General features: G+C 38.8%; 26 protein-coding genes. 17 read left to right on the forward strand and 9 right to left on the reverse strand.

Features of this window, described 5'->3' with window-relative positions; translation table 11 throughout:
* The 9 genes from H2677_RS01440 (at window position 1) to rplS (ending at window position 8,800) form a co-directional block, all read left to right on the forward strand.
* Window positions 1–1,086 carry a PilW family protein gene (locus H2677_RS01440; RefSeq protein WP_125299109.1) on the forward strand — a complete coding sequence of 362 codons (1,086 nt, stop codon included), beginning with the start codon at window positions 1–3 and terminating at the stop codon, window positions 1,084–1,086.
* Window positions 1,086–1,859 (forward strand): PilX N-terminal domain-containing pilus assembly protein, encoded by a 774-nt coding sequence (locus H2677_RS01445; RefSeq protein ID WP_125299108.1) that lies wholly within the window; start codon window positions 1,086–1,088, stop codon window positions 1,857–1,859. Before H2677_RS01440 ends, H2677_RS01445 begins: the two co-directional genes overlap by 1 nt.
* 17 nt (window positions 1,860–1,876) lie before the next feature.
* The gene (locus H2677_RS01450; protein ID WP_212639005.1) at window positions 1,877–5,464 is read left to right on the forward strand and encodes a pilus assembly protein; all 3,588 of its coding nucleotides are present in this window, start codon (window positions 1,877–1,879) and stop codon (window positions 5,462–5,464) included.
* Between the two features lie 7 nt (window positions 5,465–5,471).
* Entirely contained in the window at window positions 5,472–5,939 is a 468-nt protein-coding gene (locus H2677_RS01455) for a type IV pilin protein (RefSeq protein ID WP_099948003.1), read from the forward strand.
* Window positions 5,933–6,376 carry a type IV pilin protein gene (locus H2677_RS01460; RefSeq protein ID WP_212639006.1) on the forward strand — a complete coding sequence of 148 codons (444 nt, stop codon included), beginning with the start codon at window positions 5,933–5,935 and terminating at the stop codon, window positions 6,374–6,376. Before H2677_RS01455 ends, H2677_RS01460 begins: the two co-directional genes overlap by 7 nt.
* A 216-nt stretch (window positions 6,377–6,592) precedes the next feature.
* Window positions 6,593–6,850 (forward strand): 30S ribosomal protein S16, encoded by a 258-nt coding sequence (gene rpsP / locus H2677_RS01465; RefSeq protein WP_004964546.1) that lies wholly within the window; start codon window positions 6,593–6,595, stop codon window positions 6,848–6,850.
* A gap of 16 nt (window positions 6,851–6,866) precedes the next feature.
* Window positions 6,867–7,415 (forward strand): ribosome maturation factor RimM, encoded by a 549-nt coding sequence (rimM, locus tag H2677_RS01470; protein WP_212639007.1) that lies wholly within the window; start codon window positions 6,867–6,869, stop codon window positions 7,413–7,415.
* 42 nt (window positions 7,416–7,457) lie between these two features.
* Window positions 7,458–8,198: a tRNA (guanosine(37)-N1)-methyltransferase TrmD gene (trmD, locus tag H2677_RS01475; protein ID WP_004951622.1), complete on the forward strand. Its 741-nt coding sequence runs from the start codon at window positions 7,458–7,460 to the stop codon at window positions 8,196–8,198.
* A 230-nt stretch (window positions 8,199–8,428) separates the two neighbouring features.
* Entirely contained in the window at window positions 8,429–8,800 is a 372-nt protein-coding gene (gene rplS, locus H2677_RS01480; protein ID WP_004660214.1) for a 50S ribosomal protein L19, read from the forward strand.
* A gap of 62 nt (window positions 8,801–8,862) precedes the next feature.
* On the opposite strand, the gene H2677_RS01485 is transcribed toward rplS, so the two are convergent.
* Both H2677_RS01485 and H2677_RS01490 read right to left on the reverse strand, forming a co-directional pair.
* A complete protein-coding gene (locus H2677_RS01485) occupies window positions 8,863–9,837 on the reverse strand; it encodes a lipase family alpha/beta hydrolase (protein ID WP_212639008.1) in 975 nt (324 codons plus the stop codon).
* 95 nt (window positions 9,838–9,932) lie between these two features.
* On the reverse strand, window positions 9,933–10,976 hold the full coding sequence (locus tag H2677_RS01490) for a lipase secretion chaperone (protein WP_004951628.1): 1,044 nt from the start codon (window positions 10,974–10,976) through the stop codon (window positions 9,933–9,935).
* A gap of 139 nt (window positions 10,977–11,115) precedes the next feature.
* On the opposite strand from H2677_RS01490, the gene truB reads away from it, so the two are divergent.
* From truB to H2677_RS01505, 3 genes are all read left to right on the forward strand, one after another.
* On the forward strand, window positions 11,116–12,009 hold the full coding sequence (gene truB, locus H2677_RS01495) for a tRNA pseudouridine(55) synthase TruB (protein WP_168154888.1): 894 nt from the start codon (window positions 11,116–11,118) through the stop codon (window positions 12,007–12,009).
* 11 nt (window positions 12,010–12,020) lie between these two features.
* Complete coding sequence (locus tag H2677_RS01500) at window positions 12,021–12,791, forward strand: sulfite exporter TauE/SafE family protein (RefSeq protein ID WP_004951635.1); 771 nt, start codon at window positions 12,021–12,023, stop codon at window positions 12,789–12,791.
* A gap of 150 nt (window positions 12,792–12,941) precedes the next feature.
* A complete protein-coding gene (locus H2677_RS01505) occupies window positions 12,942–13,388 on the forward strand; it encodes a hemerythrin domain-containing protein (RefSeq protein ID WP_004909538.1) in 447 nt (148 codons plus the stop codon).
* Between the two features lie 31 nt (window positions 13,389–13,419).
* Here the strand turns inward: H2677_RS01505 and H2677_RS01510 are convergent, their stop codons facing one another.
* The 3 genes from H2677_RS01510 to serA form a co-directional block, all read right to left on the reverse strand.
* A complete protein-coding gene (locus H2677_RS01510; protein ID WP_004909535.1) occupies window positions 13,420–14,286 on the reverse strand; it encodes an EamA family transporter in 867 nt (288 codons plus the stop codon).
* Between the two features lie 93 nt (window positions 14,287–14,379).
* Complete coding sequence (locus H2677_RS01515; RefSeq protein WP_212639009.1) at window positions 14,380–15,249, reverse strand: EamA family transporter; 870 nt, start codon at window positions 15,247–15,249, stop codon at window positions 14,380–14,382.
* 105 nt (window positions 15,250–15,354) lie between these two features.
* Window positions 15,355–16,587 (reverse strand): phosphoglycerate dehydrogenase, encoded by a 1,233-nt coding sequence (gene serA / locus H2677_RS01520; RefSeq protein WP_194597078.1) that lies wholly within the window; start codon window positions 16,585–16,587, stop codon window positions 15,355–15,357.
* A 356-nt stretch (window positions 16,588–16,943) separates the two neighbouring features.
* Between serA and H2677_RS01525 the strand changes: the two genes are divergently transcribed.
* Both H2677_RS01525 and H2677_RS01530 read left to right on the forward strand, forming a co-directional pair.
* Window positions 16,944–18,353 carry an FAD-binding oxidoreductase gene (locus H2677_RS01525; protein ID WP_039047078.1) on the forward strand — a complete coding sequence of 470 codons (1,410 nt, stop codon included), beginning with the start codon at window positions 16,944–16,946 and terminating at the stop codon, window positions 18,351–18,353.
* Window positions 18,354–18,428: 75 nt separating this feature from the next.
* Window positions 18,429–18,746 (forward strand): single stranded DNA-binding domain-containing protein, encoded by a 318-nt coding sequence (locus H2677_RS01530; protein WP_212639010.1) that lies wholly within the window; start codon window positions 18,429–18,431, stop codon window positions 18,744–18,746.
* Between the two features lie 14 nt (window positions 18,747–18,760).
* On the opposite strand, the gene H2677_RS01535 is transcribed toward H2677_RS01530, so the two are convergent.
* On the reverse strand, window positions 18,761–19,549 hold the full coding sequence (locus tag H2677_RS01535; RefSeq protein WP_212639011.1) for a xanthine permease: 789 nt from the start codon (window positions 19,547–19,549) through the stop codon (window positions 18,761–18,763).
* 134 nt (window positions 19,550–19,683) lie between these two features.
* Between H2677_RS01535 and H2677_RS01540 the strand changes: the two genes are divergently transcribed.
* The gene (locus H2677_RS01540; RefSeq protein ID WP_212639012.1) at window positions 19,684–20,448 is read left to right on the forward strand and encodes a nucleotidyltransferase domain-containing protein; all 765 of its coding nucleotides are present in this window, start codon (window positions 19,684–19,686) and stop codon (window positions 20,446–20,448) included.
* Between the two features lie 297 nt (window positions 20,449–20,745).
* Here H2677_RS01540 and H2677_RS01545 read toward each other — a convergent pair whose 3' ends face one another.
* The 3 genes from H2677_RS01545 to H2677_RS01555 all read right to left on the reverse strand — a co-directional run bounded on the left by H2677_RS01545 (window position 20,746) and on the right by H2677_RS01555 (window position 22,644).
* The gene (locus H2677_RS01545) at window positions 20,746–21,060 is read right to left on the reverse strand and encodes a putative quinol monooxygenase (RefSeq protein ID WP_150024892.1); all 315 of its coding nucleotides are present in this window, start codon (window positions 21,058–21,060) and stop codon (window positions 20,746–20,748) included.
* 12 nt (window positions 21,061–21,072) lie between these two features.
* Window positions 21,073–21,663: an NAD(P)H-dependent oxidoreductase gene (locus tag H2677_RS01550; RefSeq protein WP_125299096.1), complete on the reverse strand. Its 591-nt coding sequence runs from the start codon at window positions 21,661–21,663 to the stop codon at window positions 21,073–21,075.
* A gap of 108 nt (window positions 21,664–21,771) precedes the next feature.
* Window positions 21,772–22,644: a DUF4349 domain-containing protein gene (locus H2677_RS01555; protein ID WP_212639013.1), complete on the reverse strand. Its 873-nt coding sequence runs from the start codon at window positions 22,642–22,644 to the stop codon at window positions 21,772–21,774.
* Window positions 22,645–22,826: 182 nt separating this feature from the next.
* Here H2677_RS01555 and H2677_RS01560 point away from each other — a divergent pair, with 182 nt between their 5' ends.
* Both H2677_RS01560 and craA read left to right on the forward strand, forming a co-directional pair.
* The gene (locus tag H2677_RS01560; RefSeq protein ID WP_004951657.1) at window positions 22,827–23,198 is read left to right on the forward strand and encodes a hypothetical protein; all 372 of its coding nucleotides are present in this window, start codon (window positions 22,827–22,829) and stop codon (window positions 23,196–23,198) included.
* A gap of 365 nt (window positions 23,199–23,563) precedes the next feature.
* Complete coding sequence (gene craA / locus H2677_RS01565; protein ID WP_212639561.1) at window positions 23,564–24,799, forward strand: chloramphenicol efflux MFS transporter CraA; 1,236 nt, start codon at window positions 23,564–23,566, stop codon at window positions 24,797–24,799.
* Window positions 24,800–24,811 lie beyond the last annotated feature (12 nt).

Raw genomic sequence — 24,811 nt, forward strand, 5'->3', positions numbered from 1 at the left:
ATGAATAATAAGCAATTAGGTTTTACATTGATCGAGTTAATGATTTCATTAACGTTAGGACTGATTGTGGTTGCTTCGGCAATTTTACTTTTTTTGACTGGACAGCGTAGCGTGGCTATGCAACAAGGTGTTGCAGAATTACAAGATAACGCCAATTTTGGTTTAAATTATATGACCAAAGATATACGTCTTACTAATCTCAATACTAAAACTGCTGCAATTAGTGATCAAACTTTATATGGTGGTGTTGTACTTACATCAAATGCTTCAGTAGATGTAGTGACGAATACTACTGTTATTCCTAACGAAAAAAAACCTACACTTCCTACTACGATTGTAGTTAATAGCACTCTACTTTCCCAGAGTAGTGGTCGCCCGGGTGTTACAGTTGGAACAAGCCCTCAATGGACTGGAGCTTCAAATGTAGAAGATAGTTCAGGTACGGCTCTGACTAGTGATCAGTTGGTGATTCAATATTTGCCACAATATACTATCGATACAAAATCTACGCCCACTGATGAAACAGATGATGAATATGTTGGAGGTTTCGATTGTGAGGGCAATGAGATCCGTTATTCAAAATCCGCTGGATTGCGTATGTATGTCCAACGGTACTTTTTAAGAGTAGATGGTAATAGCGTAAGTACTGAACTTCCTCCTTTAGCATTAGCTTGTGACGCTGGTTATTATCCAATTAATGCGCCCACTACTATTTCTAACTATGGTACTACAGCTGGGGGAAGTGAAATTATTATGAAAAGGGTGGATCATTTTCGTGTACTGCTCGGGGTGCAAAAGGATATTGCTGCAGCAGCGAGTACACCTGCTAGCACAACATATCAATATGTATCAATAAAAGACTATATGGCAATGACAGCCCCGCGTCCACGTATTCTGTCTATCCAATTGGGGGTTTTGGTACGTTCAACGCAATCTGTAGGGGCTGAGTCGGCAGTTAGGGCGGATCAACAGTTTCAGGTTCTTGATCAAACTGTAAAAGTGAAACCACCGAGCAATCCGAAATATATCCGTCAGGTAGTATCTCAGACTATTGCGTTGCGCAATGCGCTTGGGGAGCGTGAATAATGAGAAGAATGCAAAGTGGGGCAACGCTAATCATTGTATTAATTCTATTACTTGTCATGACCGTCGTTGGAACTATGGCTATACGTGGTAGTTTAACTGCTTTAAATATCGCAACAAATAGCCAAGCACAACAACTGCTACTCCAGAACTCTGATGCAGCAATTTTTAATGTTGAGAATCCAGCTCTTGTTGAAAGAAATAATGCCTACGATGGGTTATTCGGGTTGGTTAAAGCAGATGCTAACAAGGGTAAAGAGTTGGTGTTCTGTTATAGAGGAGCAGCAACAAGTTTTTATAATATTTCCCGTGCAAGTTTTATGCAATGGGTTTCTGGAACATCTCCAAATAATGCTGAACTGGGCTTGGATGGATATTGTAAATTAGATAATAGTATTAATTTTTTTACTAGTGGTCGTAAAGCTGTAATGACTCAAGTTTCAATTAAAGTAAACACAAACAGTAATAATGTAGTTGGAGTGGATCAAGCATTTGAGCATATGCAAAGGGGAACTGATCCTGAGTCAGCTAAAATTGATAAATCTGAAAAAATTCTAGTTATAGCTACATCGATTGTTCCAGCCATGAGTTCGGCTTCTGATGAGGATATTAATGCTTGTTTTTCAAATCATATGAATCAAGTTGTAATTCCTAATGGAGTAACACCAGCTACGGGAATGAATAAAAGTGTATCGGAATGTTTGCATGACTTAGGTGTGCCTGTTAACACTCAAGTTACAGAATATAACTTAACACAAGCGTTTGATAGGACTTAATGTTGAGGGATTAGATTATGAAAACTACAGTAAAAATAATGGCATTTAAACTCTCCATGTTAACAACCTTAATGTTATGTGTGAGTGCAAATAATGCGAGTGATATCGAAATTTATAAGGCACCAAATGCGGCAGATGGTAAAGCTCGTGTAATGTTGAATTTGGATAATTCAACATATATGTCTGGAGAGCCAAGTGGGACAACTGGCCCCAGCACAATTGAAAATGATTTTGGTCCAGGTCTGAATTGTACCCCAACTACAAATAATGCTGAAGGTAACAAAAAATACTTTACTGGCACGCAAACTCGGGCAGGTTATACCTACAACACTTCTTACTGTAAAATTTCTAAAGAAAATGCTGAAACTTCTCCTAGAAGACGTGCAATAGAGACCTTTTGTGATTTAGTAACTGCAGATGAATATCATTGTTACAGCCGTTTAACTATGTTGAAACGTGGCGTTTTGGATGTAATAAATGATGTTAATTTGGGTTCGGGAGTTTCTATAGGTTTTTCATTTTTTCCAAAACATACTGCATCTCCTGCCGATGGTAGTGCTGTCATAAAGAGACCAGTACCATTGGCCTGGTATAATCCTACTACTGGTGCGATTTGCGATACAGCTCCATACTCCGGTTGTATAAATGGACGTGATGAATTAAGCCAAATCGTGGCTGGTTTACGTATTTCTAGAACAAATGCTGGTGAACGAAATGTTCGGGTAGCTCAGAGTTACGGTTCATCAGTATATAGTTTATTAACTAATTCGGATGGAACTGATTTACATTCTGATCAGTGTTCTGGTTATGGAATATTTTCATTGACTTCTGGTATTCCAGATGATGATCTTATGTATGGTAATCATTCTACTAAAGGAGAGAGTGCTGCTACACAAATTAATAGAGTGATGCAGACTGGATTCAATTTAACATCATCTCAATGTTCAGATTCTGGTAGTTCAAGTGTTGATAGAAGTTGGCAGTGTATAGGGAATGCGGCAGACCTGTTGGCCGCTAGTAAAGCTAGGATAGCCGTTCCAGTTAAATCGGTGGTGGTAAGTTTTGGTACTGATTTTGCTTTCTCCCCAGATCTTTCTGAGTACGATCCTAAGTTAACTACAGAGGCTATGATTCAACAAGTGGCTGCTGAAATATTAGCAGCAGCTACTCCTGATCAAAGGGTTTTGTACAATGCTAAAAGAGATGCGGCTATTTCTGGTGTTAAAGGGGGGGGCGGCTATATAACAGTAGATGAGGATCATCCTTTAGCTAGTACGATAAAGCGATTCATTGAAGAAGTGGGTGATGCAAATATTCCATTTATGACTACCGGCGCACCAACTATTCCGCAAGACCCACTTAATCCTGTCTTAGTACAGAGTAATGCTTATTTTGCTCAGTTCAAACCTACACCATTGCAAGTCACTACTGAAGGCAGTAGTTTGTGGGTGGGAAATATGAAAAAGTATCATGTTAATAGTCTAGGACGGTTAGTCGGTAAAAATAGTACAGTGATTGGTGCTGCTGAGGAGAAAGAGGCAGTAACAGATAGTTTGGGGCGTTTAATTACTGGCACACATGATTATTGGGCTCCAAATGTGAGTTCAGATGAAACTATTGCAGAGGCTGATGAGACAGTATGGGGTAGTGAATTATACGCACGTATGGGTGGGGCGAAGTCACAATTACCATTGAGTACTTCTGTGATCGATAGTGTCACAGTTGAAAATCGTAAACTACTCACTAATCGTGTGATTGACAGCAGTACTGGTGTTGCGACTAATGGTTCGACCTTAAGGCGAGTTAATCGTAGTGATTGGGCTACTAATGATCAAAAACGATCTGACCTTTTGACTTTACTGGATTTACGTCAGTTAGGTGCAGTCATGCATTCCTCACCATTACTACTTTCAAACGAAGGTAAAATGACTTATGACGAAGAAGCCAGCGAATTTGTAACAAGTGGTCGAGAGGATTATGTTTTATTTGGCAGTGTTCAGGGCATTTTACATGTAGTAAAAGCAGATGACTACACCACAAGTAATGGCGGTGGTAAGGAAGTTTTTGCCTTTGTACCTAATGAAATGATAGATCGTCAAAGCAAAGCATTTTTAACACCAGATCAAAGTACAGGTGGAACGGCGAATTTATTTTATGGTATTGATGCACCTTGGGTCGCGTACACTGAGTATGTGCCAAAAGCTGACGGCACTTTAACTGTTGGTACTGGTAAAGTCACTACTGGTTCGGCAACGTTACAGGGCAAACAGATGGTTTATGGTGGCTTGCGTATGGGTGGGCGTAGTTACTATGCGCTTGATCTGAAGAATATGAATGATCCACGACTAAAATTTCATATAAATCCAGATGCTGCAACTACAGGTCCTCTGAGTTATATGGGAGAAAGTTGGTCTAAACCAAAACTAGCATGGGTTAAATGGCAAGGTAGTCGTAAGTTAGTGATGTTTGTTGGAGGAGGCTATGATGCTGGAGGTACAAATGGCATAGGTAGCAAAGCCAATAACGCTGGTTACGAAAGCGATACCTATGACCAAACTAACGGTGTTGGTGCTGGTGTTTATATGTTTAGTGCTGATGGTGATGATGCCGGTGATTTATTGTGGTGGGCTAGCAGTAACGTTGATGCAACGACAAACTCTTTAACTAATTCAGGCATTATTGCACTGAAAGATAGCAATATGAAATATAGCGTTGTGAGTGAAATTAAAACTGCTGATCGTAATAATGATGGATTAGTTGATCATCTATATTTTGGTGATTTAGGCGGTCAAGTTTTCCGTGTTGATCTAAATAATAATGCTAGTACTAGTGGAGCATTTGCAACTCGTTCAACTCGTATTCTTAATATGCATGAGTCAAATGGAAAAAGCCCTCGCTTTTATTCTGCACCGTCATTTGCGATTTTTGATGATAATGCGAGTGGAAATTTATTTGCAGCAATTTCAATCGGTAGTGGTAACTTAAGTCATCCACTTGCAGGATATGATTCTGGTCGAAATTACGATGCACTTTATACAATCTATGATAAAGATGTTACTCGAGCAGATTTATATACTGCGATTACAATGAATACGAATGACACTTCGGTCGGTAATAGTAATAGCTTGCTAGCACTAAATGAGATTACGATCAGTAATCGATTTCAGCAAACTACCACACAAATGTCAGCACCTATTGCGCCATATGCGAGTTCTGCAGGCTGGTATTACAAGTTACGTGGAGGAACTAAGATTCAGCAGGAAAAGATTTTTTTCTCACCAACAGCTATTGATTATGATTTATATGTGAGTAGTTATGACTCTAGTCGTTTAGGATTAACTGGTGAATGTGGTGGTGGTGTACAAGGTGTAAGTAAAGTCCAAGTTTTCTGTATGCCTTTCGGTCAATGCTCTGCATCTGAATATTCAACGCGGACAGAGAATAATTATAGTGACGATCATGGTCCCGGTATACAAAATCACACTATTGCTAGTCCTGGTGATGGTACGACACGTTTAGTCGGTGGAACATTAACAACGAATAATTTGAATGATACCTACGCAACTAGAGTAAAGTTAATTGCTCAACGCTGGTATGAACGATAGGTGAAACATGAACAAAAATGATGGTTTCACCCTGATTGAATTGATGGTAGTTCTTATAATTATTGCGATCATAGCTGCCATCGCAATACCCTCATATCAATCTTATGCTCGACGTGCGCTTGCTGCTCAAATGCAGCAAGAAATGCAACGTATCTCTGTGCTACTAGAGCGTCATAAAGCACGTAATTTTAGTTACAAGGGCTTCGATCTATCTACTCAAGGTGTTGTTGCACCTCGAACTTATAGCTTTGATCTAAAGGATGCTGCTACTACTACTACAGCAGCCAAAGGCTCAGGTAATGGTAAATTACTTTCAGCTACTGATGCCTCAGGACGTTCTTGGGTTTTATATGGAATAACTTCTGATGCTCAAAACTATAACTTTCTAATGACGAGTACTGGCTTACGTTGTAAAAATAAAACAGCTGCGAATGTAGTCTCGACAGGATGTGGTACGGGAGAGGAGCCATGGTAAAATCCAATACGGGCTTTACACTTATTGAGGTTATGATTGTTGTTGCAATTATTGGTGTTTTAGCTGCGATCGCATATCCTTCTTATCAGAATCATGTTCGTAAAACCAAACGTGTCGAAATGCAGAGTACATTGATTGATCTTGGAGCAAAAATACAGCGTTATAAAATTGCGAACTTTAAAGTAAAGAATGCAAAGAAAACAGATCTAGGTATTGCAAGTGCTTATCCTTTACAGGGACAGGCGCTTTATGATGTGACTTTATCTCCACTAACGAGTGGCGCATTAAGTTCCGAAGCTTGGACATTAACTGCTACACCAAAAACTGGTACGAGCCAAACGGGTACAGGAGCGATTACTTTGAATTATCAGAATATAAAATGCTGGTATGATGGTAAGGATGCCCCAACATCGAGTGATACTTGTACCACATGGTAGTAATGTAAATAAGAACTTGAATTGGACACAGTTCAAGTTCTTTGAAACGATTTATCTGATCTAAAACAATAACCAAATTCAAAACTGTGGATAACTTAAATTTAAGCTTTATTTCACCTCAAATATAACGTAGAATGTCGCCCTCTATTAAAGGGGTTTGAAATGCTGTCGGTGGTCGACGCAGGGATAATCCGTAAAAACTATAAGGTTGTTCTCATGGTTGTTATTCGTTTAGCGCGCGGTGGTGCAAAAAAACGTCCATTCTACCAAATCATCGTTACTGATAGCCGTAATGCACGTGATGGTCGTTTCATCGAACGTATTGGTTTCTTTAACCCAACTGCACAAGGTAAAGCTGAAAAAGTTCGTTTAGACGCTGATCGCTTTGCTCACTGGGTTGCTCAAGGTGCTCAACCTTCAGAACGTGTTGCTTCTTTAGCTGCTCAAGCTAAGAAAGCTGCAGCTACTGCTTAAGGGTAGTAGATAACCCATGACATCAATACAGAATGTTCCCGAAGATCGAATTCAGATTGGACAGTTACGTTCAGCGTATGGATTGAATGGGTGGCTCTGGGTTTATTCAAATACTGAACCTATGAGTAATATGTTTGACTACCTTCCTTGGTACATCGAGACTAAGGCAGGTTGGCAAACAATAGATGTAAAACGTTGGAAACCTCATGGCAAAGGCTTGGTTGTTGCATTAAAAGGTGTGAATGATCGCACAGGTGCAGAAAACTTAGTCGGTGCAAATATCTGGATTGCCAAATCTCAGCTTCCTAAAGCTGATGTAGATGAATATTACTGGTCAGATCTTAAAGGTCTAACAGTATTAGGTCTTAGTGATGATGAGCAAGAAGTAAATCTTGGTCAAATCTTTGAATTATTTGAGACAGGTGCCAATGATGTCATGGTAGTCAAAGCGACTGCTGACAGTGTTGATGCTGAAGAACGAATGATTCCTTGGCATAAAGATGTGGTACAACGTGTTGATCTTGAAGCTGGTCGTATTTACGTTAATTGGGGCGTAGATTACTAATCCTCAATGGATTGTAACGCAGCAGGAATAGAGGAGTCTGCGATGTTTTTTGCAGTCATCACATTATTTCCTGAAATGTTTGAAGCAATTACGGCATATGGCATTAGCGGAAGAGCTACAAAAAAAGATATTGTGCAAGTCACTTGCATAAATCCAAGAGATTTTGCAGAGGGCAACTACAAACGAGTGGATGAGCGTCCTTTCGGTGGTGGTCCTGGTATGGTTATGATGGCTGAGCCTTTGGCAAAAGCAATTACCCATGCTAAACAACTTGCGATGCAAGCAGGCTGTGTTCAAGCGCCAGTGGTGTATATGTCACCGCAAGGCAAAACCTTAAATGAACAAGCAGTACAACAATTCGTTGATTATGATGGATTGATTGTATTATGTGGTCGTTATGAAGGTGTAGATGAACGCTTAATCCAGCATTATGTTGATCAAGAGTGGTCAATTGGGGATTACGTTTTATCTGGTGGTGAACTACCTGCGATGGTGTTGCTTGATAGTATTATTCGCCGTTTGCCGAATGTCATGTCTGACGAGCAATCAGCGATCCAAGATTCTTTTGTGGATGGTTTATTAGACTGTCCGCAATATACAAAACCTGACCATTTTGAAGGGTTGGATGTGCCTGAGGTACTTAAATCAGGACATCATGCCAATATCGAAAAATGGCGTTTTTTGCAGCGTTATCAGCGTACTTTAGATCGACGACCAGAGTTGGTTGAAAAAGTAGAATTGACTAAGCAGCAAATAAAATGGTTAAAAAATTCACAAGGATAAATGCAAATCTAAATATGCTTTAGATATGTGGTTCATAAGTATGATTTATCTTTGTTCCAGACGAGAAGCATTGCTTCGAGTTGCTACTTAAACTTAGTTTAAGTTGAAAAATAGGCTCTTTAGGGCAATTTTGCTTTAAAGGGAAAGTTAAACGAGAGATATGCGCTTTAGCCTCTATCCTCAGCGGTGTAAGAGACCTCTTCTCTCCCGCACATATTGGAGATTCCACAATGAGTGGTAAACATCCTTTAGTTCAAGCTGTTGAAAATGCACAGTTAAAAACTGATATCCCTGCTTTTGCTCCTGGTGACACTGTTATCGTTCAAGTAAAAGTAAAAGAGGGTGACCGTGAGCGTCTTCAAGCATTTGAAGGTGTTGTAATCGCGAAGAAAAATCGTGGTTTGAACTCTGCTTTCACAGTTCGTAAAATTTCTAGCGGTGTTGGTGTTGAGCGTGTTTTCCAAACTCACTCTCCAATCGTTGCTAAAATCGAAGTGAAACGTCGTGGTGACGTTCGTCGTGCTAAACTTTACTACCTACGCGAGTTGTCTGGTAAAGCTGCACGTATTCGTGAAAAGTTACCAGCTCGTAAACAAGGTTAATTTTAACTTTGTTGTAAAGCAAAAAAATGCGCCTTTAGGCGCATTTTTTTTATGCCTAAAACTTAGAGTCCTTGTAGTTTTAGACGGTTCACATGTTGGCGATATATATCTGTAGGGTTTGGTGCCAATATAGAGCGTAGACCTAAAACCTGATTGACTTCATCCGCATGATTCCAAGGTAAATTGTCACGGACAGTGCGACCGAATTTTGCACTACATCGACTAACCATGCCATCATTGTCTCCCATAAGATTTACAATTGGACTGGTACTAATGAATAAAGGATCAAGAGGGTCGAGAAGATTAGTTAATGCCTGTGTACCCGAAAAAGAATACATATAAATTCCTTTATCTTGATAACTTCCTTCACCACAAGAGCTTGTGGGTACACCCATTGGAAAACGAGTATTAAATGCTGTAGAGCCTTCAACTGAAATACTTCGTCCTGCTGCCATTGCATCATGAGGATAACTTTTCGGATCAAGTCCTTGTGACCAAGTAATAGCACCAGAGAAAAAGTTCACGATTGCAGAACCAATATCTCCGAGTACCGTCCCATTGACATTCATGATCAAGCTAGCAACTGGAGAGCCCTTATGTGTGCCACTGATACTGGTCAGTGAAGCAACTTGATTAGGCATAATTCCAGCAACATAACGAATCGTTGGTCCACCTTGGCTGTGTCCAATTAAATTGACTTTCGATTGTCCCGTAATCGCGAGGATATCTTCAACTTGTTGTATGAGTTGCTCTCCTCGAATTTCATTAGAATTGAATGGTGACAGTCGAGTTGTCCATACATTCGCTCCATTTCGTGCTAAATCAGGCAAGATCTGATGCCAATAGTCAACACCTAAAGGATCAGTTCCTACGCGTGAAAATCCAGCTACGCCATGCACAAAAACCACGGGATATTTTGTCTTTGCATAATTGGATATGACATAACTTGGTTGAACTTGAGTTGCATTTGATGCATAACTCGTAGTTGCGCTGATTGCCAACAAAGCTGTGGCAATGCAACGAAAAACATTTGGCATAGTATTTCTCTCAATTTTTATTTTGATTAGGGTCTAAAGTTCTTAATGAACAAGACATTGCATCCGTGCGGAATAGCATTTTCAATGTCTAGTTTTTATTGGCTAAATGGTAATACTCCTCCTTGGTCATAGATTTCTTCAAATGTATGTAAGCGTTGTTGTTCTTGAGATGATTGAAAATTCTGTTGTTTAAGTTTTTGAATTGCTTGATCCTTAGCAACAGTGCTGAGATTACTATCCACAATTATTTTTCGAGCGTTCAGATAGGACAGCACACGTTGTTTCCACGTTGATCTCTGTTGATCAAGCGCTTCTAAACGTTCAGTTGCCGCAGCGCCTACTAGGTTTTGACGCATTTCACGAAGCTCTTGAGCAGAGCCATTTCTATCTTTAATTTGTTGAGTGAGAGCAGCAAGATTTTCGAGTTGCGTTAAGCTCTTTAGATTGTCCTGCCATTCTAAGGGGAGTTGTTCAAAGCGTTGTTGTAAGCGTTGAGCCTTTGCTATCGAATCGAGAGTATCGTTTTCTAAAATCTGCATTCGATCTAAAGTATATTGTTGGTAAACATCCTCTGCGCCAAATAATCCCTCGATTTCTCGTTTCGAAAAGATCTTTTGCTTTAGATCCTGCATAGAGTTAAAAACAGCTTGGAAATATTGATAGTTGTCTTGTGGAGCTTCATGAAGCTGAAGTTGACTCAGTGCTTCACGATAATTTAAATAGCGTGACCATAATTCTAAGATTTGTTGTTGCTGCTCAATTTTAAAATGCTGCGTAACAAACAACTGGAAGCGTCCTTGAATTGTCGTGATCTCATTTTCACCATACTGAGAAATGAAATATTCAAAGCAATTACGAGTTTTTTCATTGATGATTAATTGTTGGGAGGCATCGAATAGCAGCTCACAATTAATCTCAGTATCATTTTGACTTAAGCTTTTAAGCTTTGAAATTTCATCATTCTGATTTAAGACAGTGGGCTGATTTCTTGAGTTAGAAGCACTGCTGACAGATTGATCAATTGGTTTGCTGTTGGCGAGTTGGCTTTTAGGATATAGCCAATAAAGGATGATCATGAAAACCAATGAAATGATCAAAATAGTACAAAATTTCAGTATATTTGTTTTGGTTTTATTCATTTAAGCATCATCCATTTGCTTATTGGTTCGAAAACGAAAATAAATCTATCATATTTGTTGTTTTTTTCAGCGACTAATTTTTGAAAATCCGATGAATAGTTTTGATAAAATGATTTTTTAAGATTTTGATTTTTCGTATATGAAAAAAAGTTCTTATCGCCATTTAAGTGGTGTTTTTTTATTGAATAAACCACTTGGTTTGAGTTCAAACTCAGCACTTCAGAAAGTTCGCCGTCTGTTTAATGCACAAAAGGCGGGACACACAGGTGCTTTAGACCCATTGGCGACAGGTTTACTTCCAATTTGTTTGGGGGAAGCGACCAAATTTTCACATTACTTGCTTGATTCTACAAAGCGTTATCAGACCACGGTAAAGTTGGGTGAAACGACTGCGACAGGTGATGTTGAAGGTGAAGTTTTACAGCAACGAGCAGTGCCGCAACTGACTGAAGAAAGTATTGAGCAGGTATTAACAAAATTCCGTGGGGATATTCAGCAAGTTCCACCCATGTACTCAGCGTTGAAGCGAGAAGGTCGCCCTTTGTATGAACTTGCGCGTCAAGGAATTGAGATTGAGCGCGAAGCACGTCCCGTTACGATTTTTGAGCTACGATTAGTGAGTTTTACCGAAGATAGCTTAACTCTGGATGTGACTTGTTCAAAAGGAACTTATATCCGTGTGTTGGGGGAGGATATTGGTGAGGCTTTGGGCTGTGGCGGACATTTGACAAAATTACACCGTGTTCAAACGGGACATTTTGAGATTGATCCAAATTATACCATTGAATATTTGGAAAGTTTGTCACTTGAACAACGGGATGCTTTATTGCTACCTGTCTATGCACCCGTTGAGCATTTCCCTCGTGTACAGCTTCCTGAGGGACGCGAAAAATATTTTGGTAATGGACAAGAAAGTAATATCGATCACGAGGCGGCAGCGGAAGTGTTAGTGTTTAATGGTGATCGTTGTTTGGGCTTAGCTGAAATTACAGATAAAAAACGATTGGTGCCAAAACGTTTATTGAATTTATAAGGATATAACTCATGGAGTGGGAACTCATTCTGAGTTTAATCTTTTTTGCTTTTTGTGCAGGAACAATTGATGCAGCAGTAGGTGGCGGTGGACTCATACAAATCCCTGCTCTAATGGGGGCACTGCCAAATACCTCACCTGCAACAATATTTGGTACCAATAAGCTTGCTTCAATTTGTGGTACAGCATCGGCGGCATTTTCTTTTGCTAGGCGGGTCAAATTAAACTGGAAACTTTTACTTGTGATTGCCATCTTTGCATTCATAAGTTCTTTCGCTGGAGCTGCTTGTGTCTCCATGATCCCCACTCATATTCTAAGACCTTTTGTATTGGTCATGCTGGTCGTGATTGCGATTTATACTTTTATGAAAAAGCAGTTTGGGCAAGTTCATGTGGATCAACGTATTACTCCTAAACTGTTGATCTTTGCTGCGGTAGGTAGTTTAGCAATTGGTTTTTATGATGGAATCTTTGGACCTGGAACAGGCAGCTTCTTTATTTTCTTTTTCATTCGTTTTTTGCAAGTTGATTTCTTGCATGCTTCTGCACTATCCAAAATTGGCAATTTCATGACGAATCTAGCGGCATTAAGCTTCTTTATACCAACAGGTCATGTGTTATTTGCATTGGGTTTAATGATGGCACTAGCAAATATTGCTGGTTCATTGTTGGGTGTACGCCTTGCTCTAAAATATGGAAGTGGATTTATTCGAGTATTGTTTTTAATTTTGGTGAGTATTTTGATTTGTCGATTGGGTTATCAAATGATAGTTACTGTTTGAACCAAAAGATAAAGTTTCACAACAAAAACATACCTAAATGATGCTGTCTAAAAAATCAACACTTTCTAAGATGGAAGTTTAGCCAAAAACCGCAGTAACAAGATAACTACTATCTCGTACTGTGGTTGTTCGCCAATCTTAGAGGTAAAAATGAATATATTTGAAGCACTTCGAGAAAGTCATGAACAACAACGTAGTTTAGCAAATCAATTAATTACCACCAGTGGATCGAGTGATGAGCGTAAAGAACTTTTTGATTTGCTCAAAAATGAATTATATGCCCACTCAGTTGCTGAAGATCGTTATTTGTATATTCCATTGATGTTTGATGATGTGGGTTTAGATATTACTCGGCATGCATTGGCTGAACATCATGAAATGGATGAATTGGTAGAAAAATTAGAAGAAACCGACATGAGCAATCCAAGTTGGTTAGCGACAGCAAAACAATTAAGTGAAAAGGTGCATCATCATTTAAAAGAAGAGGAACATAAGTTTTTCCAACAAGCAGGAAAAATTTTGGCAGATAGTGAAAAGGAAAAATTAGGTAAGAAATATCTAGCTGAATATAAAAAATATAAACGTTCAGATGCCTAATTTTTCGCTATTTTAATATTAAGGAGTGTTCTTATTGTGGTTGTGATTTTTCACCACGTAAGGTCACTCCAATTGATGCGATCATGATACAAAGAAGAGCGATCCATTGAATCAAACTAATCTGCTCATGCAGTATGAAGAGTCCTGCTAATGCTGCTAAAGCAGGTGCAAGACTCGTCAGTGTTCCATAACTGAGTTTGCTTAACCGTTTCAATGCCATCAAATCAAGCGCATAGGGAATGGCGGTGGCTAATACTGCAATCACTAGGGCTTTGCCCCAATATTGCGTATCGATTAAGGCAGGCGTGTTGTTCCAAAGTCCGAATGGTAATAAGGTCAGTGCAGACAAACCAATCGCAATAGTAAGCGCATGCATCCCAATATTTTGTTGTACCACGCGATGCCCAAAATAAATATACAAGGCCCAAAAGAGTCCAGCACTTAAAGCGCAAGCAGCTCCAAAGTAGGAGAAATTTTCCGAGTTCGCATCGTGCCAAGGAACCATTAATGCGATTCCTAAGATAGCAAAAACCACCCAAATATAATCACTGCGCTGTTTGATTGATAGTAATGCTAATCCTAAAGGACCAATGAATTCTAGGCCTACAGCAATCCCTTGAGGCAGTTTGCCTAAAGATGTATAAAACAGAATATTCATACAACCTAAGGATGCACTATAAAGTAATAAATCACGCCATTTTAAATACTTTAGCTTAGATAATACTTTCCATGAGCGGAACATGATCGCAACCAAAATCGTTGCAAAACAGAGTCGTAGAATCGTGACGGTCAGTGGATCAAGTGTTGCAATAAGTTGTTTGGCAAATGAAGCGCTGATTTGATAAGACACCATGGAAAGAACCATGTACAGCACCGCGACCAACTGGATATTTTTCATGGAAGATCTACAAAAGCAAAGTAAAAAATACCTACAAGATAGGTGGTTTGATTATAAGATGAAGACAGTACATCGTGATGGAACGCTTTCATTTTATTTATTCACTTTTTGCTGTCGAGCATGTTGAGTGGTAAATGTACAACCGATCGATGCGATGATAATCGTGCCAAGCGCAAGCCATTGATTCCACAACAAAGTCTCACCCAGAAAAATAAATCCTGATAATGCAGCTACGGCAGGTTCAAGACTCATGAGTGTTCCAAAACTTAAAGGAGTTAGGCTTCTTAATGCGATCATTTCTAAAGTAAAGGGCAATGCACTTGCTAAGATTGCCAGTCCAATAAAATAGTAGATATTTGGCAATTCAATGACACGATCAAGCGCCCCTGAAAAGATGGCGAAAGGTAATAAACATAGCATGCCGATACTCATTCCCAAACAGACAGTATGATTGCCTGAAATGCCAGAAGGCTTCTGTCCCGCAATAATATAAAGTGCCCAACAGGCACCCGCACTGACGGCAAAAAAGACACCGACTAGATCCAGTCCTTGCTGAGCTTGCTGTAGCGGGAAAAGTAGAATCAAGCCTAAAATGGCACATCCCACCCAAATGAAATCGTATTTTTGGCGAGCATGATAAAGTGCTACGCTCAAAGGTCCAATAAATTCAAAAGCAACAGCCAAGCCTAGAGGTAAGCGCTCCAGTGATAAATAAAAGAGAGCATTCATTCCTGCTAGCGCCATACCGTAGCTGAGAATGGCTTTCCAACGAACAGCTTTAAAATTGATGGTCCAAATTTTAAAAATAATTGTCAAAATGATCGCACCAAAACATAAGCGCATTGCGGATACGGTCAATACTGGAAAACTTTGAAATAAAATTTTGGCTAAAGAACCGCTACCTTGTACACATAACATGGCGATCATTAAGAGGAGGAGAGCGTGCACAGGTGTTTTTAGCATTGGGACACTTATTATTAGAACAATTGGTTTAATATTCACATAATAATTCAATCACTAATAAAAAAGCCACAGCAAGTGCCGTGGCTTTTGAGTGAATTGTCTAAATTAGAACAATACACGTACTCGGATTGTACCTTCTACATTATGTAGAGTATCCAAAGCTTCTTGAGATGCAGAAGCATCAACATCCATTACCAAGTAACCGATATCACCTTTAGTCATTAAAGATTGACCAGAGATATTGATTCCTTGTTCAGCGAACAATGTATTGATCTTAGACAATACACCAGGAACGTTTTTGTGGATGTGAAGTAAACGATGTTGACCATCAGAAAGTGGTAATGCGATTTCTGGGAAGTTCACCGCAGAAAGTGTCATACCTTTATCTGAATACGCAACGAATTTTTCAGCAACTTCTAAACCGATGTTTGCTTGTGCTTCCATCGTAGAACCACCCACGTGCGGTGTCAAAATCACGTTGTCTAAGCCGCGAAGTGGAGATTGGAATTCTTCACCATTTGCTTTTGGCTCTTTCGGGAATACGTCTACTGCAGCACCAGCGATGTGACCAGATTTAATCGCATCAGCTAAATCTTCGATAATTACACATGTACCACGTGCAGCATTGATGAAGATTGAACCAGGCTTCATTTTCGCAAACTGTTCTTTCTTGAAGAAGTTACGCGTAGAAGGAACATCAGGAACGTGTAAAGAAACCACATCAGCAGTTTCTAAAAGCTCATCCAAAGAACCGACTTGGCGTGCATTACCTAACGGTAATTTAGTTACCGCATCATAATAGCAAACTTTCATACCTAAGCTTTCAGCTAAAACTGAAAGTTGAGAGCCGATAGAACCGTAACCTACGATACCTAATGTTTTACCACGAGTTTCGTATGAACCAACAGCCGATTTGTTCCAACCACCTGCATGCGTATCTTTTGATTTTTCAGGTACACGACGAAGTAATAAAATTGCTTCAGCAAGAACCAATTCTGCTACAGAACGCGTATTCGAATACGGTGCATTGAAAACAGGAATACCACGAGACATTGCTGCTTTTAAATCAACTTGGTTAGTACCAATACAGAAACAACCTACCGCAATCAATTTATTCGCTGCTTCAAAGATTTCTTCAGTCAATTGAGTACGCGAACGAATACCAATAAAGTGCGCATCTTTGACCGCTTCTTTCAAAGCTTCGCCTTCAAGCGCAGTTTTGTGATAATCGATGTTGGTATAACCCGCAGCGTTTAATGTATCGATGGCATTTTGATGCACACCTTCAAGCAAAAGGAAACGGATTTTGTCTTTAGGTAGTGATAGATGTTGGCTCATTACGGCTCCGCTACAAAGGCCAAAATTTAGTTGCGGTATCATAGCATAGAGCTTTGTGTTATAGATATTTCGTTTAAAATTAGCTCAGCATAATTGTTGAGATTTTTTCAGTTTCGAATGAATTTTAGTTCATATACACATTTTGTTATGACGAGATGTTTATCCTGTGCTTTATCCCTCGCTTGCTTACATGTAAAATAAAGGAATACGAAGCTCGAACTCGTTGTGTAGACAGTTTGATAGTTCGCTAGCGTTTCTATATTTTGGATGTTTTGAATCCTTTGTTTTCAAGCCCTTGAAATACACTCAGGATCATCCAGAAGTCCTATATCTCTTTCTTACTAGGCCTGAAAACGATGAATGCTCCAGTCGCTTTAACACCCGAGTTATTGACCCTCTTAACGGCAATCGTGGGTGAAAACCGTATTAAAACTGATGCCGATAGCTTGGAAAATTGGGGACGAGATCATACTAAACACTTTGATCCGAACCCATCAGTCATCGTTTTTCCATCAAGCACTGAACAAGTTCAAGAGATTGTAAAACTGGCGAACCGTTTTAAAGTGGCAATCACGCCATCAGGTGGTCGCACAGGTTTATCGGCTGGTGCGGTAGCGAACAATGGCGAGATCGTGATTAGCTTTGATAAGATGAATCAAATCTTGGAATTCTTGCCAGCGGATCGTATGGTTCGTGTCCAAGCAGGTGTCGTGACTGAGCAGTTGCAGAATTTTGCAGAAGAACAAGGGATGTATTATCCAGTGGACTTCGCTTCAGCTGGTTCTAGTCAAATTGGTGGAAATATCGGAACCAATGCAGGCGGTATTAAAGTTATCAAATACGGCATGACACGTAACTGGGTGCTTGGTTTAACGGTTGTGACTGGTAAAGGTGACATTTTACGTTTAAACAAAGGCATGATTAAAAATGCGACAGGTTATGCCTTACAGCATTTATTTATCGGTGGTGAAGGTACATTAGGTCTCATTACTGAAGCTGAAATTAAACTTGAGCGTCAACCACAAAACCTACAAGTCATGGTATTGGGTACGCCTGACTTTGAAGCGGTGATGCCTGTATTACATGCTTTCCAAAAAGAAATCGACTTAACCGCATTCGAGTTCTTTGGTGAAGTGGCAATGCAAAAAGTGTTGGATCGTGGTCATGTACAACGTCCATTTGAAACAACTTGCCCATTCTATGTATTACTTGAATTTGAAGCGCCGTATGAGCCGATTATGGACAAAGCAATGCAGATTTTTGAGCATTGTATGGAACAAGGTTGGGTGATTGATGGCGTAATGAGTCAAAGCTTAGAACAAGCACAGAGCTTATGGCGTTTACGTGAAGATATTTCGGAATCGATTGCACCGTATATTCCTTATAAGAATGATATTTCAGTGTTAATTTCGCATGTCCCTGCGTTTATCTCAGAAATTGATGCGATCGTTTCACAAAACTATCCAGACTTTGAAATCTGCTGGTTCGGTCATATTGGTGACGGTAACTTGCACTTAAATATTTTAAAACCTGAAAACCTAACTAAAGACGAATTCTTTGCGAAGTGTCAGGTTGTGAATAAATATGTGTTTGAGACTGTGAAAAAATATGATGGTTCGATCTCTGCCGAACATGGTGTGGGTATGACCAAGAAACCATATTTAGAATATTCACGTTCGCCTGAAGAAATTGAATATATGAAAGCATTAAAATTGGCATTTGACCCGAATGGGATTATGAACCCAGGAAAATTATTTGATCTTTAATGCTTGATTAAATAAAAGAATCTCTGCTAAAAGCGTATCGTAAGATGCGCTTTTTTTATTATTAGGAAAGAATAAATGATAGAAAAACAAAAGATTTGTCGGGGATATATTTGCTTGCATTGTAAAGACATTGCTGGTGACTACATTGATTTTCATAACAAGAATAATGATTTATATATCAGTATGATCTTGTTTATGAAAATAGAAGATTCAACTCATATAATGCGCCTATATCTGAAAGATGAAGAAAAGAAAATTCTGAATGAGTTTGTGGTCTGTGAAATTGTATTTGGACAAATTCTAGATGAAATTATTTTGATGAAAAATTATTCGGTATCGGATTTTCAAGGTAAAAGTGTAGGGACAGCGTATATAACAACAATTAAAGAATAAGCGGCAATAAAAAATTATCTCTTGTACGCTTTCCAACCTGTCAAAATATGGTAAATCAGCGGTAAAAGGCAGAGTGCAAAGAAGCCACAAATCGCAACGACCCACACAGGTAAATCACGCGGATTACCTAAAAAGAAATAAGCAAAAACTGCGTAAGACAACATAGCAAACATTGCCATTGTGCCAAATGTGAGCGTTACTCTAAAAATTAAAAAGCTTGCAAACGCCTTATACGGTTTCATCTCTCGATTCATCCCATAGGCAATGATCATCAACAAGATAAAACCCAATATAAACAACATAAATAAAGCAGCAGCAAAGAGCAGCATGCTCCGCCAACTCTTTTCCTGAGCATTATGATCGCCATCTTTATAAACGACAGTCAGATGATCACCGATAATAGGAGTATTACCAGAGCGGATTGAATTATCTATGGTGATAGTTTTATTGTGTTGGTCTTTAAATTGCACCTGAGCGGTATGCATTAAAGTTTGTGTTCTGTATTTTCTACCATTTGAATCGGTACGTTCAGTATCAACCCATTCAGAGCTATAACTCACGATTTTGGCATCATAGCTCGGTTTGGTTGCTAAGCTATATATAGCTTGTGAAACCCAATAGGTAAAAGGGAAAAATAAGGAGCTGACGCTAAACACAACAACAAATAAATAAGAAAATTCAAACTTACTGCTGTCACGATTTTTGGCTAAACGTTTTAGCCAAAACTTTGTCAGAACAAAAGACCAAACACACAAGATCGCAACCACCACCAAGAAAACCTGTCCTGCATAAGTCAGTTGCATGCATGATCCTATTTGTTATATTGAGTAGAAATTGATTTTATCAAACGATATTTTTTTAAATCAAATTAATGAGTACAGTAAAAAACAGTATTGTCTCTCGCAAGTATAAATTTTTAAATGATGAAGTAATACAAATGAACATCCATCACGAAATCGAAAAACTTTTCCAACAACGCCAAGACATACCATTATTTTATATCGAAAGTGGTAGTCGTTTATGGGGTATGGCTAGCCCAGACAGCGACTATGATGTACGTGGTTTTCATTTGCCGAGTAAAAAGCAATATTTTGATTATAAAAAGTACCGTGATCTAATCGAAATCATGGATGGGGATTTTGACTTCGTTTCATATGATCTCGATAAAATGTTTGGACTTTTGGCAAAAAGTAACCCAACGGTATTGGAATGGGTCAGAGCACATATTGTTTATTTTAATGCTTTTCCAGAATGGCAAAGCTTTCGCGATGGACTGATTGAGCGAATCGACTATAGTGCGCTATATCACCACTACTTATCGCTGGCGAAAGGCGGTATGAAAGTGATGCAAACTGCGGATAATTTTACTTATAAGAAAGTGTTTTATTCGATCCGTGGTTTGATGTCGGCAGAGTTAGCAACTCAAGAAGTCATGCCTGAATTATTGATTACCGATTTATTTGCACAAGTCTCTGAGCACGATCCATTACGTTATTGGGCAGAAGATTATTTGGAAATTAAAAAACAGCAGAAAGAAAAAGCCCAACTTCCTGAAGCGGAACAAGCAGCAATTTTGAATTTATTGGAAACCAAAATAGAGCAATTGGCTGCTAAAGAAATGCAAAAAGCTGATCGTCGAGAGGGTTTAGAACGTTATTTAACGGAATATAGTCGCCATTTGAAGCAGCATTATTATCAGTAAAAAAAGTCTTTTGCTATTTAACAGGGGGAAATAAAAAGCATTTCCTCTGAATTTATACATTAATCTGCTTGTGCTAAATGTCATCCACAACCTGCGTGCTATTGGTAATATATTGTTTTTGCAAAATAAGTAAATATATCCCAGTAGTGAACAGGTTTTGTGGGTGAAGAGGTTTTTGGTTACTTTTTAAAAAAGTAACGTAAGCCTATAGGTTATATAGGATGCATCACGGTAGGACACTGAAAAGAAAACTATTCTTTCCTTTTTCCTCTAAGACCATCAATTGATTAGAGGTTTTTAAAAGCTAGCTTCTAAAATACGCACTTTCACATCAGCCACATGCGCTTTGGTCGCTTCAAAATGCTTCAGCATATGTGCCGTTTGCATATGTGCTTCAAGATGAGCGGTACTTTCCCATTGTTCTAACATCACAATGCTATTTTCATCTTGCGTCTGCATCGCAATCGCTGGTAGATGATCAATCAATGGGGCATAACCGTGACAACCTTCTTCTGCCAATACAGTTGGAATGATTTTTTGGAATGCATCTAAGACTGCTTGGCGGTGTTCTGCACCTGCATGTGTCTGAATTTCTGCAATAATTGTCAACATAGTATTTCTCTCTTAATGGGCAGTCGCAAAAAGCTGATCTAAATGTGCTTTATAAGCTTCGATGTAGCTTGGGACATCAGGCATTTTGATTACATCATTCACAATAAATGTAGGTAATGATTCCATACCCAAGAATTGATTGGCTTTATGAAAAGGTAAATACACGCCATCTACACCCACGCCGTGAAAGAATTGGTCAGGATCAGTGAACGCTTCCATTGGTGCGTTCCATGTCAACGACAACATGTATTTTTTACCTTGAATCAAGCCACCTGAACCATACTTTTTAGAAGCATCAGAACGGCTACGTCCATCGCTTGCATAGAGGGAACCATGACCAATCGTAAATACATCATCAATATATTTTTTCATCGTCCATGGTGCACCCATCCACCAACCTGGCATTTGATAGATCACCACATCTGCCCATAAATATTTTTCAATTTCTGCTTGGATGTCATAGTCACTGTCGGTACGAGTCACTTGCAGTGTATGACCTAAAGCTTTTAAATATGATTCTGAAAAGTCAGTCAGGGTGTCATTCAATTCACCATTTGAGTGAGCGAATTGTTTCGCGCCATTAATAATTAAAATATTGCTCATAAAATGAAACTCAAAAATAGATTTCTAAAACTTGAGTGCATTTTAGTGAATCTATTCATGAGTAAAAATGCGCAAATAAGCAAAATACTATTGATCAAAAATCAATAATTAGCTGTTTTGTTTTCTAGATTTATAGGCTTTACGAATAAACCAAACTGCAACAATTACAAGGAAAAATGCCCAGAATTGGATCAACCACAAAATAGTTTCTTTAAAATAAGAAAGCCCAATTTTGAATGCATCGGCTATCCGAGTCATTAAAGGTTCGCTATCGAGATGTGCAATACGATGAATGTTTAAATCTTGAGTTTTGCGAACTTGTGCTTGTTGAAAATATTCGATGCGTATTGTGCTGTAAGTCAAACGATCTTTGACCTCAAGTTGAGTCAATTGTTGAAGTTGATTATTGACTGTATTCGATGTGCTAGGGCTTTGATTTGCTGTATTAAGTTTTTCTTCTAACAGTTTCAGTTCATATCGCTTAGCTTCATAGCTTTGATTATTAAAGTTCAACATCAAAGGCAACAGGCTATTCAAAAAGGCAGTAACTTGTTCATTTGGAACACGAATCGTAAGTTGTACGGTAGGGATGATTTTTTCATAAACATCTATATGACCATCGAGACGTTCGCGCTGCGAACTATCACTAACCTGATAATTCACTTGTTTTTCTTCAATATAGCCATTTTGTTTGAGGAGTTGCTGTTCAAGTATAGCCGTCGTTTTTTGAACATCTTTGACTTCAAATTGCAGTTGAGCTGTTTTTACTAATTGTCGGCTTTGTTCTAGGGCGCTTTGCTGATCACTGAGTAATTGCTCAGGATTTTTTGCAATCTGACTTTGAGATGTATCTTGCGCTGCGGCAACACTTTCAGTGGCCATTGCAGCCTCACCTGAAGGCGCTTCTTCCTTTTTTGAACAAGCAATTACTGAACTGCTTATGATTAAAATTAGAGTTAACTTTTTTGCTAAATCTGACATGTGTGTATGCCTAAAAATTTCTGATATTGATGTTATGGGTTTGTTTTATTTTGAGGATCACAATTGTTATCAAAGCATTGATAAATACAACAAATCTCTCATATGTCGCATACATTTTGTTATTCGACAGTTCATTTTTGCATAGTAGCATAAAAGAATAATGCAAATCGGAAGACTACAAAATGCATAAACTTTGGATCATTTTAGGATGTGGAATTTTTTTGACTGCATGTAATCAACCGATTGCTCAATCGCAACAACAAGCTGCTGTGCAAAAAAGTACAGCGATGCATGCAGTACTACTTGACCAACCCAATTTGTTTCATGATGAAACTAATCTCAAAATTGATCAGCAATTTAATAGTGCGGAAAATCCTACAGATGCTGAGATTACCGTAGAGCAAGCGCAGTTAGATGATTCGGTAGCGGCTATTCGCACTGAATATCAGTTAAAACGTGATCAAGAGACTTGGAAAGTGGTGAATAAAAAACAAAGCTATCAATGTGCTCGAGGAGGGAATACCAAGACTTTCCAGTTTGAACTATGTCCTTAAATGGTGAGTTATCTTTTAAGGTCGTGTGAAAGTTGAGCAGAATTGTGGATAACTTTTTGGTTATTCACATATCCACACAATTGATTTGCTTTGCTTAAATTGCGGTCATTTTTAAAAAGTGCTAAAGTTGCACTTGTAAATTTTTCCAATAGGTAAAACTTTTTACCAATCTCACGTAAATAAATTGTTATTCTAAATACACCTTGTGAATACGGTGTTTTCACACTTTTACATGCGCTCTCACTGCATGGAAATCAAAATTTAATTTAAATCAAAACCATAAAATGATGTGGTGCGGAATCTATTTTCTTTTTTTCAGAGAAATAGACGGCACACGAATTGGTTATTTTTGTGAATAAAACATGATGACGAATAATCAAAGCATGACGTTAAACCGTATAACGCTCATGCTTCCATTGGCTTTAGTGCTATTTGAGTTTTCAGTTTATATCGGTAATGACTTGATTCAGCCAGCGATGTTGGCGATCACAGAGCAATTTGCAGTTAGCGCAACTTGGGCACCATCTTCAATGTCATTTTATTTATTGGGTGGTGCTAGTGTCGCTTGGTTACTGGGACCACTTTCAGATCGGCTTGGACGTAAGAAAGTCTTATTGGCCGGTGTAGCTTTTTTTACGATTTGCTGTTTGTTGATTTTATTGACCCATAATATTCAACAATTCCTGACCTTGCGCTTCTTGCAGGGTATTGGTTTAAGTGTGATATCAGCAGTTGGATATGCGGCAATTCAAGAAACTTTTGAAGAGCGTGATGCGATTAAAGTCATGGCATTGATGGCAAATATCTCCTTGCTTGCGCCTTTGCTTGGACCTGTATTAGGCGCGTTCCTGATTGATTATGTGTCATGGCACTGGGGCTTTGTGGCGATTGCTTTTATTTCTTTTCTCAGTTGGTTCGGCTTAAATAAATTTATGCCAGCCTCGCAAGAAAGTCGTAAACAAGCGAAACAACCCTTTCGTTATATTTGGGATGATTTCAAACAAGTATTTAGTAATCGCCAGTTTTTAGGTTTAAGTGTTGCATTACCTATTGTAGGAATGCCACTGATGCTGTGGATTGCTTTGTCACCGATTATTCTCGTGGATGAGTTAAAGCTGAGTAGTGTGCAATATGGCTTGGCGCAGTTTCCTGTGTTTTTTGGTTTGATTGCAGGCAATATCGTTCTGATCAAAATTATGGATCGTTACGCACTTGGTAAAACCATTTTAATGGGTTTGCCGATTATGCTAGTAGGTACTTTATTTTTGATGCTCGGTGTGATTTGGCAAACCTATTTAGTGCCTTGTTTGCTGATCGGGATGACCTTAATTAGTTTTGGTGAGGGAATTAGCTTTTCAGTGATTTATCGTTTCGCATTGATGTCTTCTGAAGTATCGAAAGGAATGGTTGCAGCTGCGGTTTCAATATTGATGATGGTGAGCTTCTTCTCAATTATTGAGGTGGTTCGTCTGCTATATACCTATTTTCATATTTGGGCATTTGTATTGACGAGTTTTGCCTTGATAGCTTTTTGGTTTGGCATACCTCGAATGGTACTTAAACAATATATGCAAACAAGGCTGCAACAAGGCATTCATTAACTAGCGTTGAGC

The sequence above is a fragment of the Acinetobacter junii genome, assembly GCF_018336855.1.
Lineage (GTDB): Bacteria > Pseudomonadota > Gammaproteobacteria > Pseudomonadales > Moraxellaceae > Acinetobacter > Acinetobacter junii.

Excerpts from the sequence above, each read along its gene's own strand:
- craA (WP_212639561.1), top strand. The coding sequence starts at position 23,564 with ATGACGAATAATCAAAGCATGACGTTAAACCGTATAACGCTCATGCTT.
- truB (WP_168154888.1), top strand. The coding sequence starts at position 11,116 with ATGAAAAAAAGTTCTTATCGCCATTTAAGTGGTGTTTTTTTATTGAAT.
- H2677_RS01460 (WP_212639006.1), top strand. The coding sequence starts at position 5,933 with ATGGTAAAATCCAATACGGGCTTTACACTTATTGAGGTTATGATTGTT.
- serA (WP_194597078.1), bottom strand. The coding sequence starts at position 16,587 with ATGAGCCAACATCTATCACTACCTAAAGACAAAATCCGTTTCCTTTTG.
- H2677_RS01450 (WP_212639005.1), top strand. The coding sequence starts at position 1,877 with ATGAAAACTACAGTAAAAATAATGGCATTTAAACTCTCCATGTTAACA.
- rplS (WP_004660214.1), top strand. The coding sequence starts at position 8,429 with ATGAGTGGTAAACATCCTTTAGTTCAAGCTGTTGAAAATGCACAGTTA.
- H2677_RS01505 (WP_004909538.1), top strand. The coding sequence starts at position 12,942 with ATGAATATATTTGAAGCACTTCGAGAAAGTCATGAACAACAACGTAGT.
- rpsP (WP_004964546.1), top strand. The coding sequence starts at position 6,593 with ATGGTTGTTATTCGTTTAGCGCGCGGTGGTGCAAAAAAACGTCCATTC.
- H2677_RS01540 (WP_212639012.1), top strand. The coding sequence starts at position 19,684 with ATGAACATCCATCACGAAATCGAAAAACTTTTCCAACAACGCCAAGAC.
- H2677_RS01445 (WP_125299108.1), top strand. The coding sequence starts at position 1,086 with ATGAGAAGAATGCAAAGTGGGGCAACGCTAATCATTGTATTAATTCTA.
- H2677_RS01485 (WP_212639008.1), bottom strand. The coding sequence starts at position 9,837 with ATGCCAAATGTTTTTCGTTGCATTGCCACAGCTTTGTTGGCAATCAGC.
- H2677_RS01530 (WP_212639010.1), top strand. The coding sequence starts at position 18,429 with ATGATAGAAAAACAAAAGATTTGTCGGGGATATATTTGCTTGCATTGT.
- H2677_RS01500 (WP_004951635.1), top strand. The coding sequence starts at position 12,021 with ATGGAGTGGGAACTCATTCTGAGTTTAATCTTTTTTGCTTTTTGTGCA.
- trmD (WP_004951622.1), top strand. The coding sequence starts at position 7,458 with ATGTTTTTTGCAGTCATCACATTATTTCCTGAAATGTTTGAAGCAATT.
- rimM (WP_212639007.1), top strand. The coding sequence starts at position 6,867 with ATGACATCAATACAGAATGTTCCCGAAGATCGAATTCAGATTGGACAG.
- H2677_RS01560 (WP_004951657.1), top strand. The coding sequence starts at position 22,827 with ATGCATAAACTTTGGATCATTTTAGGATGTGGAATTTTTTTGACTGCA.
- H2677_RS01555 (WP_212639013.1), bottom strand. The coding sequence starts at position 22,644 with ATGTCAGATTTAGCAAAAAAGTTAACTCTAATTTTAATCATAAGCAGT.
- H2677_RS01550 (WP_125299096.1), bottom strand. The coding sequence starts at position 21,663 with ATGAGCAATATTTTAATTATTAATGGCGCGAAACAATTCGCTCACTCA.
- H2677_RS01455 (WP_099948003.1), top strand. The coding sequence starts at position 5,472 with ATGAACAAAAATGATGGTTTCACCCTGATTGAATTGATGGTAGTTCTT.
- H2677_RS01515 (WP_212639009.1), bottom strand. The coding sequence starts at position 15,249 with ATGCTAAAAACACCTGTGCACGCTCTCCTCCTCTTAATGATCGCCATG.
- H2677_RS01525 (WP_039047078.1), top strand. The coding sequence starts at position 16,944 with ATGAATGCTCCAGTCGCTTTAACACCCGAGTTATTGACCCTCTTAACG.
- H2677_RS01490 (WP_004951628.1), bottom strand. The coding sequence starts at position 10,976 with ATGAATAAAACCAAAACAAATATACTGAAATTTTGTACTATTTTGATC.
- H2677_RS01545 (WP_150024892.1), bottom strand. The coding sequence starts at position 21,060 with ATGTTGACAATTATTGCAGAAATTCAGACACATGCAGGTGCAGAACAC.
- H2677_RS01440 (WP_125299109.1), top strand. The coding sequence starts at position 1 with ATGAATAATAAGCAATTAGGTTTTACATTGATCGAGTTAATGATTTCA.
- H2677_RS01535 (WP_212639011.1), bottom strand. The coding sequence starts at position 19,549 with ATGCAACTGACTTATGCAGGACAGGTTTTCTTGGTGGTGGTTGCGATC.
- H2677_RS01510 (WP_004909535.1), bottom strand. The coding sequence starts at position 14,286 with ATGAAAAATATCCAGTTGGTCGCGGTGCTGTACATGGTTCTTTCCATG.